This is a genomic window from Streptomyces sp. NPDC005302 (assembly GCF_040607345.1).
GTDB lineage: Bacteria > Actinomycetota > Actinomycetes > Streptomycetales > Streptomycetaceae > Streptomyces.
Genome location: NZ_JBEXGN010000026.1, coordinates 86,911 through 99,121 on the forward strand (window position 1 = coordinate 86,911; position 12,211 = coordinate 99,121).

Annotated in this window: 9 protein-coding genes and 2 pseudogenes; 5 read left to right on the top strand and 6 right to left on the bottom strand. The window is 72.1% G+C overall.

Annotated features, from left to right (window positions below):
- Nucleotides 1-175 precede the first annotated feature (175 nt).
- Together ABZT74_RS29925 and ABZT74_RS29930 are read left to right on the top strand one after the other, a co-directional pair.
- The gene (locus tag ABZT74_RS29925) at nt 176-1,132 is read left to right on the top strand and encodes a L,D-transpeptidase (RefSeq protein WP_356439965.1); all 957 of its coding nucleotides are present in this window, start codon (nt 176-178) and stop codon (nt 1,130-1,132) included.
- Between the two features lie 192 nt (nt 1,133-1,324).
- Nucleotides 1,325-2,902 carry an alpha/beta fold hydrolase gene (locus ABZT74_RS29930; protein ID WP_356439968.1) on the top strand — a complete coding sequence of 526 codons (1,578 nt, stop codon included), beginning with the start codon at nt 1,325-1,327 and terminating at the stop codon, nt 2,900-2,902.
- A gap of 489 nt (nt 2,903-3,391) precedes the next feature.
- Here ABZT74_RS29930 and ABZT74_RS29935 read toward each other — a convergent pair.
- Together ABZT74_RS29935 and ABZT74_RS29940 are read right to left on the bottom strand one after the other, a co-directional pair.
- Nucleotides 3,392-3,490: pseudogene (locus ABZT74_RS29935) on the bottom strand (amino acid ABC transporter ATP-binding protein); the annotation flags it as partial.
- A 223-nt stretch (nt 3,491-3,713) separates the two neighbouring features.
- Nucleotides 3,714-4,154, bottom strand: coding sequence for a DUF6278 family protein (locus ABZT74_RS29940; RefSeq protein ID WP_355883304.1), 441 nt, complete (start codon nt 4,152-4,154; stop codon nt 3,714-3,716).
- Between the two features lie 360 nt (nt 4,155-4,514).
- Between ABZT74_RS29940 and ABZT74_RS29945 the strand changes: the two genes are divergently transcribed.
- The 3 genes from ABZT74_RS29945 to ABZT74_RS29955 all read left to right on the top strand — a co-directional run bounded on the left by ABZT74_RS29945 (nt 4,515) and on the right by ABZT74_RS29955 (nt 7,596).
- The gene (locus ABZT74_RS29945; RefSeq protein ID WP_356439971.1) at nt 4,515-5,447 is read left to right on the top strand and encodes a helix-turn-helix transcriptional regulator; all 933 of its coding nucleotides are present in this window, start codon (nt 4,515-4,517) and stop codon (nt 5,445-5,447) included.
- Nucleotides 5,448-5,548: 101 nt separating this feature from the next.
- Nucleotides 5,549-6,547 (top strand): hypothetical protein, encoded by a 999-nt coding sequence (locus ABZT74_RS29950; protein WP_356439973.1) that lies wholly within the window; start codon nt 5,549-5,551, stop codon nt 6,545-6,547.
- Between the two features lie 146 nt (nt 6,548-6,693).
- Nucleotides 6,694-7,596, top strand: a complete 903-nt coding sequence (locus ABZT74_RS29955; RefSeq protein ID WP_356439976.1) for an NADP-dependent oxidoreductase — start codon at nt 6,694-6,696, stop codon at nt 7,594-7,596.
- Nucleotides 7,597-7,639: 43 nt separating this feature from the next.
- Here the strand turns inward: ABZT74_RS29955 and ABZT74_RS29960 are convergent, their stop codons facing one another.
- From ABZT74_RS29960 to hisC, 4 genes and pseudogenes are all read right to left on the bottom strand, one after another.
- Complete coding sequence (locus tag ABZT74_RS29960; RefSeq protein WP_356439978.1) at nt 7,640-8,419, bottom strand: exodeoxyribonuclease III; 780 nt, start codon at nt 8,417-8,419, stop codon at nt 7,640-7,642.
- A gap of 110 nt (nt 8,420-8,529) precedes the next feature.
- Nucleotides 8,530-9,165, bottom strand: coding sequence for an MBL fold metallo-hydrolase (locus ABZT74_RS29965; protein WP_356439981.1), 636 nt, complete (start codon nt 9,163-9,165; stop codon nt 8,530-8,532).
- 70 nt (nt 9,166-9,235) lie between these two features.
- Nucleotides 9,236-10,534 (bottom strand): 4-carboxymuconolactone decarboxylase, encoded by a 1,299-nt coding sequence (gene pcaC / locus ABZT74_RS29970; protein WP_356439983.1) that lies wholly within the window; start codon nt 10,532-10,534, stop codon nt 9,236-9,238.
- Nucleotides 10,535-10,744: 210 nt separating this feature from the next.
- Nucleotides 10,745-11,830 (bottom strand): annotated as a pseudogene (gene hisC / locus ABZT74_RS29975) (histidinol-phosphate transaminase); the annotation flags it as partial.
- Nucleotides 11,831-12,211 lie beyond the last annotated feature (381 nt).

Here is a 12,211-nt window from a genome sequence, read left to right on the forward strand (position 1 = left end):
CCGCGCCTCACTCCCCTGCCCCGCCCTCGCCGCCCCTGCCGCACCCCGCCTCTCCGTGCCCTGTCTCTCCTCGGCGCGCCCTGCCGCGGATGTGACATAAACGGCATCGGGCAACCCAAAAGGGCGCTTACGCCTCTTTCCGTACGGTCCACAGCCTGTACGGAGGTACGTCCCCTTGCGTCGCATACGCCGCCCCCTGCTCATCCTCACCACGGCCGCGTCCGCGGTGGTCCTCAGCGCCTGCTCCGGCGGTTCCCCCGCCGCGGCGGACGTCGCGCCGACCTCGTCGGGGCCGAAGGCGAGCCCGGCCGCGGGGCGTGCGAAGCCGTTCCACCCCGACAGGGTCAACAAGCTCACGCTGGCGCCCGGCAAGGGCACCACGGTCGGCGTCGGCCAGCCGGTGTCGATCGTGTTCGACCATCCGGTGAAGAACAAGGCCGCCGTCGAGCGCCACCTCTCGGTGACCACGTCGAACGGCACGGCCGGCTCCTGGGGCTGGGTGACCGACCACGACGGCAGGGACCGCGTCGACTGGCGGCCGAAGACCTACTGGAAGGCCGGCACGAAGGTGCGGCTGGACGCGCGCCTCGACAGGGTGAACTCCGGTGCCAGGGGCGGCTGGTTCGTCCGCGACTACACGACGTCCTTCACCGTGGGCCGGAGCCAGGTCGTCCGGGTCGACCTGGATTCCAAGCGGTTGGCCCTGGTCCGGGACGGCCGGGCGCTGCGGTCCGTGCCGGTGTCGGCCGGCACCCCGGGGGGCGTGAAGGCGTCGTGGGGCGGGACCTCCGTGCTGATGGCGAAGGAGGGCACCGTCAACATGCGCTCCGAGACGGTGGGCCTCGGGGACGCCTACGACAAGATGGTCGACTACTCGATGCGGCTGACCTGGTCGGGCATGTACGCGCACGCGGCGCCCTGGAACGCGGCCTACTTCGGGAACACCAACCACAGTTCGGGCTGTATCGGCATGAGTGACGCCGACGCGTCCTGGCTGTACGCGCGGGTGCGGGCCGGTGACCCGTTCGAGGTGACCGGCAGCGGCTCGAAGGGCGTGCCCGCCGCCGGGAACGGGTACGGCGAGTGGAACCTGTCCTGGGCCGACTGGCAGGCCCGGAGCGCTCTGGCGTAGTGCCGGACGCCCTCGCCGACTCGCGCAGGGCGGGCGCCCGTAGGCCTGCCGGGCACATGAGGGCCGGGTCGGCCCGCGCGGAAATGAACTCTTCAACAATCGTTACTCGCACGTAACTTACTGGTGGGTTACCTCCGGTAGCCGACGAGGTTACCGTCGGGTCACTTTGCACTGACCAGTGAGGAGTGACCCGTGGGACACGGTCGCAAGGCCCTGCGCACGTCCGCCGTCGGTGCCGTCTCCGCGACGCTGATCGCCGCCGCCGGCCTCGGAATGGCCCCCGCCGCCCAGGCCGCGGGCGGCGCGAGCGGCGGCATCCGATTCGTCGACATCACCGGAGACGGCGGAACGCCCCTCAAGGCCAACGTCGTCACCCCCGCGGGAGCCGACGGCACCCGCGCCTATCCGCTCATCGTGCTGCCCACGAGTTGGGGCCTGCCGCAGGCCGAGTACCTCGTCCAGGCCCAGAAGCTCGCGAACTCCGGTTATGTGGTGGTCAGTTACAACGTCCGCGGGTTCTGGCAGTCGGGCGGGCAGATCGAGGTCGCGGGCCCGCCCGACACCGCCGACGCCTCCAAGGTCATCGACTGGGCGCTCGCCAACACCCCGGCGGATCCACGGAAGGTGGGGATGGCGGGCGTCTCGTACGGGGCCGGCATCAGCCTGCTCGCCGCCGCGCACGACCGGCGCATCAAGGCGGTCGCCGCGCTCAGCGGCTGGGCCGACCTGATCGACTCGATCTACTCCAACCGCACCCAGCACGCCCAGGCCGCCGCCCTGCTGGACGGCGTCGGATACCTCACCGGCCGCCCCGGACCCGAAGTCCAGCAGGTGTTCAAGGACTTCTTCTCCTCGAACCTGTCCAAGGAGCAGAGCCTCATCGACTGGGGCAAGAAGCGCTCCCCCGAGACCTACGTCGACCAGCTCAACAAGAACGGCGCGGCCGTCTTCCTCGCCAACGCCTGGGGCGACACGATCTTCTCGCCCAACCAGTACGGCAGGTTCTACGACGAGCTGACCGGACCCAAGCGGCTGGAGTTCCGGCCCGGCGACCACGCCACCGCCGAACTGACCGGCCTGTTCGGGCTCCCCAACGACGTGTGGACCGACACCGACCGCTGGTTCGACCACTACCTCAAGGGTGACGACAACGGCGTCGACCGCGAGCAGCCCGTCCGGCTCAAGTCCCGCTCCGGCGACGGCTACGAGGGCTACCCGGACTGGAAGTCGGTCGGCGCCACGACCCGGAAGATCGCCCTCGGCGGCACCACCACGATCCACACGAACGTCGACTCGGGCGCGGACGGCGGAGTGGTCTTCCTGTCCAGCATCCTCGACCAGCTCACGCGGACCCCGCCGATGGCCTCGATCCCGCTGCTGCCGCGCTATTGGGCCGCGGTGTGGCAGTCGGAGAGGTACGCGGGCGGACAGCACGTGCGCGGCACCGCGCGGGTGCACACGACGGTCACCGCGACCAAGGAGAGCGGCACCCTCGTCGCCTATCTGTACGACGTGGGACCGCTCGGCCTCGGCAAGCTGGTCAGCAACGCGCCGTACACCTTCCACGGGCGGACGCCCGGCAAGCCCTTCGGTGTGGACCTGGAGTTGTTCTCCACGGCCTACGACGTCCCGGCAGGGCATCGACTGGCCCTGGTCGTCGACACGGTGGACCCGCTCTACATCGAGCACAACCCGTCCGGCGCGCAGCTGACCTTCTCCTCGCCGGAGCACGACCCGTCGTATGTGTCGGTGCCCCTGCGCGAGCAGTGATCTCCGGCTGCCGCCGGCCGGGCCTGGCCCTGTGAGCTGCTGCTCCCCTACGGTGGCGGGGCGGTGGGGGGTACCCCACCCGGCAGCAGCGTCCCTGGTTCGGCCGCTGCCACGTCCACGGCCTCGGTCTCGGGACCGCTCCGCTCCCACCGGTTCGCCCGGGTGAGCGGCGCGCACATCCCGGTGCGGAGCGGCGGGGTCGCCGTCACCGCGGGGATGAACGCCACATCGTAGTCGAGGTTCGACGCGGTCGGCTTCCCGGTGCGCGGTTCAGGGCCCACGCCGTGCGGGGCGCGGATGCCGTGGGGCTGGGCCGTCCCGGCGCCGCCGAAGCGCCCGCGGGTCCGGCGTGTCCGCTCGCGGAGCGACGCCCCCGCGTACGGGATCCCCTGTGCCGTGCGGAAGTTGGTGTCCTGTCGGGGTGGGGACGGCTCAACGGGCGGGCTGCCCTCCTTTCCGCGGTACCGGCGGGCCGGTGGCGGCGGTCGCCTCCCCCGTGCCGACGGTGAGGTTGACGTCCTGCAGAACATGCAGCTCCCCGAAGTAAGTGTTGACGTCGTGCGGCTCGATCAACGGATCGACGGCCATTCCGGTCCTGTCCACTCTCAGCTGTGTCGGTCAACGAAAACTATCGACGCAAAACTGGACTTAAGGGACGACACGCACGCAGAGCAATTAACCGTATTTGAGGCTGCATTACGACCTCATCACGACACTCCGTACGATCCCCCGGATGGCATTCATCCGGCACGCCCGGGCTCCGAGGCTCCGGGGGGGTGCCGTGTGCGTCGGCCCGGCCGATGGCCGCCCGTCACCCCTCGGATGCCTCGGCGTACGTCTGGGACAGTTCGGGGACGCCCTGGACGGCCCAGTCGAGCCCCGCCTCGACGACGGCGATCTCGCGGCCCGAGGGCAGCCGTACGGCGGGGCTGCCGCCGGGCCAGACATGCCAGGACGCGCCGGGGACCGTACGCACGACGACCGTGCCGAGGTAGAGGCCGGCGTCGTTGCCGAGCCAGGGAAGCGCCTCCGGGTCGTCGCGCCACAGCGGCAGAAGTTGGTCGAGTGCCGCCAACGAGGCCGGGGTGTCGTCCAGTTCGAGGCCTGCGGCCGCGGCCTGGGAGCGGAGCAGCTCGCACTCCGAGAGCAGTTCGGCGACACCGTCGGGGTCGTCCTCGAAGGCGGCGGCGAGCGCCCTGTCCTGGTGCGCCGGATGGCGCCTGCGCCATTTTTCCAAGAAGGGGATGTTCATGACCGGCCTCTCCGTGGGGTGCGATCGCCGACGGCACCGCGTTCCCGGCATTTCCACGAGCCTATCTTGCGGCAGTTGATCACGGAATGGTCCGAATCACCATGCCCGGGACTCGCCCGGACCGCTCCCGTCATCCACAAGCTGGGCGTCCTGCCCCTCGGAGATCCGCGCTCGCCGGCGAGCCACCGGGCCAGGGACGTCAGGACGGTCTCGCCCCGGTCGGCGATGTACCGGGGCGCAGCGGCGAGTTGGGTGCGCCGCTCCCCCGTCACGCACGGCCGGCCCGGAGTGCCGGACCCGCCGTTGCCTACCCACAGCCGGGGCAGGCTGACTGGCGCCGGGGCGCCGATACTCGGAGCCATGAACGGAACATCGCACCTCGGGGACTTCCTGCGGACGCGGCGTGCCCAGCTGCGTCCCGAGGACGTCGGGGTACCCACGTACGGGGAACGGCGGCGCGTGCCGGGGCTGCGGCGCGAGGAACTGGCCCTGCTGGCGGGCGTGAGCGTCTCCTACTACACGCGGCTGGAACAGGGCCAGTCGCAGAGCGCCTCGCCGGAGGTGCTGGACGCGATCGCCCGGGCGCTGCGGCTCGACGAGTCCGAGGTGCGGCACCTGCGCCGTCTGGCCCGCGCGGACCGGCAACGCCCGCGGGGGCGGCGGCCCGCTCCGGAACGCGTGAGCGAGGCGATGCGCCAACTGCTCGACGCGCTCGGGGATGTTCCGGCGGTCGTGCTCGGCCGGCGCAGTGACGTGCTGGCGTGGAACCGTCTGGGGCACGCCCTGTTCGCCGGCCATCTGGCCCCGGAGGCACCGGAGTCGGCGGCCGGGCGTCCCAACATGGCGCGGCTGGTGTTTCTCGACGCCCACACCCGGGCGCTGTACGCGGACTGGCCGGGCAAGGCCAGGGCGGTCGTGGGCAACCTCCGGCTGGTGGCGGGCCGGCACCCGGACGACGGGGCGTTGCACGCGCTGGTGGGTGAACTCAGTTCCAGGAGCTCCGAGTTCGCGTCGATGTGGGCCGACCACCGGATCAGGGCGTGCAGTGTCGCGGCCTACGCGATGCGGCATCCGCTGGTCGGCGCGCTGACCGTCACGCAGCAGACCCTCAGCCACGGTCCGGGCCCCGGCATCGTCGTCGCCACGGCCGAGTCGGACTCGTCCTCGCGTGCCGCCCTCACCCTGCTCGCCCAGGCCGTGCGGTCCGCCCCGCCGACCGGGCCCGCAGCCCTCGCGCCGGAACCTCTCCGGACCGTCCCGCCGTCTCCGGGGTCCGGGACACCCGCGCCCTGACCGGGCCGCGAGCCCCGGACACCCCCCTTTTTCCCACTCCCCCAACACCTTTCATGTGTCGGCGAGTTGCTGCCGCATGCCCGAAATCAAGTGAAGGAACCATGGCCAAGAAGCTCTCCACCCTCGTCGCGTCGGCGGCCGTCCTCGTCACGGCCCTGACGGGGGCACTCGTCTCCGTACCGGCGATGGCGTCGACACCGACCCACACGGTGCCGCCGGCCGCTGTCCCCGCGTCGCTGGACCACGCGCGGATCGCCGCGCACTTCGACCTGGCCTCGGGACGGACACCCGAGAACATCGCCCTGGCACCGGGCGGCGACGCGTACGTCACCTTCGCCGCGGGCCGTCAGGTCGCCAAGGTGTCCCGCGACGGCACCACCCGGATCCTGGCCACCCTGCCGAAGCCGACCGACGGCGGCGTCCACACGCCGGTCCTGGGCTTCCCGCTGACCGTCGGCATCACCCGCGCCCACGACGGCACCCTGTACTTCCTGTACGCCACCGGCACCTCCGACCTGACCGGCGTCTGGCGTCTGCGGCCGGGCGGCCGGCCCGAGCGGATCGCCGCACTGCCCGCGGACGGCCTGCCCAACGGCCTCGCTCTGGACGCTCACGGCCGTACCCTGTACGTCACCGACTCCGTGCTCGGCACCATCTGGCGCGTGCCCACCGCCGGCGGCACCGCGACCGCCTGGTCGACAGCCCCCGAACTGGCCTCCACGGGCTTCCTCGGCGCCAACGGGCTGAAGTTCCACCACGGCGCGGTCTGGGCCGGCAACCTCGACCAGGGCACCGTCGTGCGCATCCCCGTCCTCCCGGGCGGACACGCCGGCCGGGCCCGGATCAGGGCCACCGGCCTGCCGGGCATCGACGACTTCGCCTTCACCGGCCACGGCGACCGCCTGCTGGCCACGCTCAACGGCTCCAGCCGGGTCGCACTGGTACGGCCCGACGGCAGCCACTCCATCGTGCTCACCCAGGCCGACGGCCTCCAGAACCCCACCTCCGTCGCCCTGCGCGGTCACACCGTCTATGTGACGAGCGCCGCCTACGTCACCGCCCAGGATCCCAACCTGCTGCTCGCCCGCCTGAACGACTAGCGCCACGACACCCGTGCCCGTACCGCGCCGGCTCACCCGGCGCGGCGCGGGCACGGGTGTCGTACGTTCCGTACGGTGCCCGTGCGAAGGCGCCCGCACGGTCGGGCGCGTGGCAGACGGTGTGCGGGGCGAGAGCGGAGGCAGGCGTGAAGGCAGTGCGGTTCAGCCGGTTCAGCGGGCCCGAGGTGCTGGAGATCGTGGACCTTCCCGATCCGCGTCCGGGCCCCGGCCAGGTCCGGATCGCGGTGCGGGCGGCCGGGGTCAACCCGAGCGACTGGAAGAAGCGCGAGGGCCTGATGGACGAGGAGCTTCCGCAGACCCTGGGCCACGAGGCGGCCGGCGTCGTCGACGAACTCGGCGCCGGCGTCACGGATGTGGCCGTCGGCGACCACGTGTACGGCTTCACCCCCGACGGGGCGGCCCAGGCGGAGCTGGCGGTGCTGTCCCCCTACGCGCCGATCCCGCCGTCGCTCGACTTCCCCGGCGCCGCCGCCCTCCCCGCCGCTGTGGAGACGGCCACGCGGGCGCTCGACCGGCTCGGAGTCGCAGGCGGGGTGCTGCTCCTCGTCAACGGTGCCTCCGGGAGCGTCGGCAGCGCCGCGGTCCAGCTCGCCGTGGAACGCGGCGCGCGGGTCATCGGCACCGCCGGTCCGGCGAACCACGACTACCTTCGCTCGCTGGGCGCCGAGCCCGTCGCCTACGGTGCGGGCCTCGTCGAGCGGGTCCGTGCGCTCGCTCCCGACGGTGTCGATCTGGCGCTCGACGTCGCCGGGAGCGGGGTGCTTCCCGAGCTGATCGGTCTCGCCGGTGGTGCCGGGCAGGTCGTCACCGTCGCCGACTTCACGGGAGCGCGGCAGTACGGGGTGACGTTCAGCAGCGGGGACGACGGCCGCGCGGTGCACGCGCTCGGCGACATCGGTGAACTGATCGAGTCGGGGCGCTTCGCCCTCCCGGTCGCGCGGACGTTCCCGCTCGTCGAGGTCGCCGAGGCTCACCGGACGGGCGAGCGGGGCCGGACACGGGGGAAGCTCGTCCTGCTGGTGGGCTGATGCAGGGGCCCGGTCCTTCGGTGCCGCGGGCCGGACGGGCGTCCTAGACGTCCAGGTCCACGACGACCGGCGCGTGGTCCGAGGCGCCCTTGCCCTTGCGCTCCTCACGGTCCACGTAGGCGTCCTTGACCGCTGTGGAGAACGCCTCGTTGCCGTAGACGAGGTCGATGCGCATGCCGCGGTTCTTCGGGAAGCCGAGCTGGCGGTAGTCCCAGTACGTGAAGGGCCGGTCGTACTTCAGGGGGCGCGGGACCACGTCCGACAGGCCGGTCGCCCGCAGTGCGGCGAGGGCGTCGCGCTCGGCCGGCGTGACGTGCGTGAGGCCCTCGAAGGCGGCCACGTCGAAGACGTCGTCGTCCGTCGGCGCCACGTTGTAGTCGCCCATCACGGCGAACGGGCGGCCGCCCGCCGCGTCGCCCGCGGCGGCGGTCCTCAGGGCGTCGAACCACTGGAGCTTGTACGTGTAGTGCGGGTGGCCCACCTCGCGGCCGTTCGGCACGTACACCGACCAGACGCGGACCGGGCCGCAGGTCGCCGAGACGGCCCGGGGTTCCTCGGCGCCCTCGTAGCCGGGGTCGCCGGGCAGGCCCTTGACGACGTCGTCCAGGCCGACGCGGGAGATCACCGCCACGCCGTTCCACCGGCCGGTGGCGTGCACCGCCGCCTCGTAGCCCAGCTCGCGCAGCTGGTCCGTGGGGAACTGCTCGGCGGCGACCTTGGCCTCCTGGAGGCACAGCACGTCCGTGCCGGTGCTCTCCAGCCAGGCCAGCAGCCTCGGCAGGCGGGCGGTGATCGAGTTCACGTTCCAGGTGGCGATGCGCATGCCTCACAACCTACCGGGCGGGTACGACAACGGGTCCGCGGGAGACACCCGGCCCCCTCGCGAGCGAAGTCAACGGGCTCGCGAGGGGGCCGGGGCGGGCGGCGGTCCGGTCAGACCTCGGCCGACGCTCCCGGGGTGAGCCGCAGGTGCTCGGAGCCGCCCAGGGAGCCGATCTGGCTGTCGTAGATGGGCCGGGCCAGGTCCGTGAGCAGGGCGTCGTGGATGTCGTAGGCGCGTTGCGGCTTGACCTCGCGTACGTATTCGATGACCTCGGAGATCTTGTTCCACGGGGCCATGACCGGCAGCATCAGCGTCTCGACCGGGCCACCGGGGACGGTGAGCGCGTCGCCGGGGTGGAAGACCCGGCCGCCGTCGACGAGGTAGCCGACGTTGGTGATGCGCGGGATGTCGGGGTGGATCACGGCGTGCAGTTCGCCGTGCACCTGGACGTCGAATCCGGCCGCGCCGAACGTGTCGCCGTGGCCGACGGTGTGCACCCGGCCGGGGAAGGCGGCGGAGATCTTCTCCGCCACCGAGCGCAGCGTCCAGATCTCGGCCGCCGGGTTGGCGTCCATGCCGGCCCGCAGCCGCCCCTCGTCGAAGTGGTCGGGGTGCTCGTGCGTCACGAGGATGACGTCCGCGCCCAGGGCCGCGTCCTCCTCGCTGAAACCGCCGGGGTCGATGACGAGCGTGCGCCCGTCCTTCTCGAGACGGACGCAGGCGTGCGACTTCTTCGTGAGCTTCATACGTCCCATCCTGCCCCCGCGGCCGCGCCGGGGCTCCACCACCCGGCGCACGGGCCGCTCGCTCCCGCGCTCACTCCTCGGGGGTGGTCTCCTCGCGGATCACCTGCTGCGCCACCTTGAAGGCACTGTTCGCGGCCGGTACGCCGCAGTAGACGGCGGCCTGGAGCAGCACCTCCCTGATCTCGACGGGGGTGAGGCCGTTGCGCAGGGCGGCGCGGGTGTGGAAGGCCAGTTCGTCGAGGTGTCCGCCGGCCACGAGGGCGGTGAGGGTGACACAGCTGCGCGAGCGCCGGTCGAGTCCGGGCCGGTCCCAGACCTCGCCCCACGCGTAGCGGGTGATGAAGTCCTGGAAGTCTCCGGAGAACTCGTCGGCCGCGCCCAGTGCCCGGTCCACGTGCGCGTCGCCCAGCACCTCGCGTCGCACCTTGATCCCGGCGTCGTAGGGGTCGGGCCGTCCCATGACCTCGGGCGGTGCCGCGGCGGGGCCGATCTCGGCGAACGGGCCGACCGGCGGCGGCGCGGACAGGGCGGGGTGCACGGGCGCCGACTGGATGGCCATCTGCCCGGTCGCGGAGTCGAAGGCGGTGGGCTGCCAGGCGGTGGAGAAGTGGCGTACGAGCAGGTCGGTGACGGCGGCGGGCTGCTCGACCGGTACGAGGTGGGAGGCGCCGGGCACGACGGCGAGGCGGGCGTCCGGTATGCCGGCGACCAGGGTGCGGGCCTCCGCGGGGCCGGTGACCTGGTCGTCGGAGCCGACGAGGACGAGGGTGGGCACGCCGATCCGGCCCAGCTCGGACCGTACGTCGAAGGCGGCGAGGGCCTCGCAGGCGGCGATGTAGCAGCCGGGGTCGGTGGTGCGCACCATCTGCACGGCCCACTCGGTGATGGCGGGCTGGGCGGCGGCGAAGCCGGTGGTGAACCAGCGCTCGGGCGAGGTGCGTGCGATCGGGTCGAGTCCGTTCGAGCGGACGATCACTCCGCGCTGGCGGAACTCGTCGGCGGTGCCGAATCGGGGTGAGGCCGCGATCAGGGCGAGGGAGGCGACGCGTTCCGGGCGGCGCAGGGCCAGCTCGATGCCGAGGGCGCCGCTGAACGCGCAGCCCGCGTATCCGAAGCGCTGGACGCCGAGCTGGTCGAGCGTGCCGAGGAGCCGCCCCGCCAGTTCGGCCACGGAGCCGGCCGGGTAGGCGAGGGCCCCGCCGTGTCCGGGGAGGTCGAAACGGAAGACCCGGAAGGTCTTCGCGAGCTCCGGGACCTGCCGGTCCCACATGTGCCAGGTGGTGCCCAGGGAGGGACCCAGGATCAGGACAGGTGCGTCTTCCGGCCCGTCGAAGCGGTATTGGAGGGTGTTAGGTGGTGTCTCGCTCACCCGTCAGACCCTCTCATCTCTCGCGAGATCCCACATGGCCGGTCCCGGCCTAAGGGCTCTCGTCCCCGCTCCCTACGATGGCCCGGGCACGGCCGGAACCCTCGGGAAGGACGCGGGTACCCGCTCTGCGGCGGGTACACGTGACCGTCTCCGCGGTGGGTCCTCCGGGAGGGTGTCCTCGCCCGGTCCCGGGTTGCCGGGCGTGGTGGGGAAGGCGGCCGACGCCGCGAGGAAGGCGTCGTTCTCCGCGGGAGAGCCGATCGAGACGCGGACTCCCTCGCCCGCGAAGGGCCGGACCGCCACCCCCGCCGCCGCGCAGTGACCGGCGAAGGCGAGAGCCCGGTCGCCGAGCGGGAGCCAGAGGAAGTTGGCGCCGCTGGAGGTGACGCGCCGGCCCTGTTCGGTCAGCGCGTGGTGGACCCGCTCGCGTTCCTCGACCGTGGTCTGCACGCGGGCCATCAGGGCCTCCTCCGAGCGGAGAGCGGCGATCGCCGCGGCCTGCGCGACGCCGTTCACGCTGAACGGGAGGAAGGCCTTGCGGAGGGCGTCGACCACGGCGGGGTGTCCGACCGCGAAGCCGATCCGGAGCCCGGCCAGGCCATATGCCTTGGAGAAGGTACGCAGGACCACCACGTTGGGACGCCCGGGCCGGAGGCTGAGGCCGTCGGGGACGTCGTCGTCACGCACGTACTCGATGTACGCCTCGTCGATGACCACCAGGCAGTCGGCGGGGACCTGGTCGAGGAATCTCTCGACGCCGGACCGGGAAATCACCGTGCCCGTCGGGTTGTTGGGGTTGCAGATGAAGATGAGCCGCGTCCGGTCGGTGATCGCGGCGGCCATCGCGTCGAGGTCGTGCGCCCCGTCCTTGAGCGGGACCTCGACCGGCGTGGCACCGGAGAGCCTGGTCAGGATCGGGTAGGCCTCGAACGAGCGCCAGGCGTAGAGGACCTCCCCGCCGGGCTCCGCGACCGCCTCCAGAAGCATCCGGGAGACGCCGACGGAGCCGCAGCCGACGGCGACGTTGTCCTCCGGCACGGCGAAGCGTGCCGATATCTCGGAGATGAGGTCCGCGCAGCTGTTGTCCGGGTAGCGGTTGATGCCCAGCGCCGCCTCGTGGATCGCCTGCACCACCGCGGGGATCGGCTCGTACGGGGATTCGTTGGCTGCCAGGGGGAAGGTGTGCCCCTCGGGTGAGCGTACGGACGTGCTCTGCTTGAAGCTCACGAGTTTGTCGAGCGCGGAACGGATGCGGGGCAACGGCCCGGAAGCGGCGTGGGCGGGGGGCGCAGACATGCTTGTTCTCCTCTGCAGAGCTCGTAACACGATCTTGTTGCGGTGCCTCTGGTCGAGCGGGACCAAGGCGACGATTCCGCCGTTCGTGAGGTAGGGGGAACCGGCCCTGGATCGCGGACGACCGGCTGTGGCCGCGGAGCAACTTGTACGTGCCCTGCGGTGACGCCGGTCGGCAACTACCGGCGTCAGGGCTGACGTTCGGCTCCGCTCGGACCTGCCGGCACCGGGCTGGGACGGTGGCACGGGGCGTCAAGAGGACCCGCCCCTGGTCGTGTTACGAGCTCTGAGAGGGACGGCGGCGCTGTGGCTACTTCGAGGCGCCTTGGGGTGTTGCGGTGGTGGTGGTTTCTTCTGTGGTTTCGGTGGGTGGGGTGTCGTTTG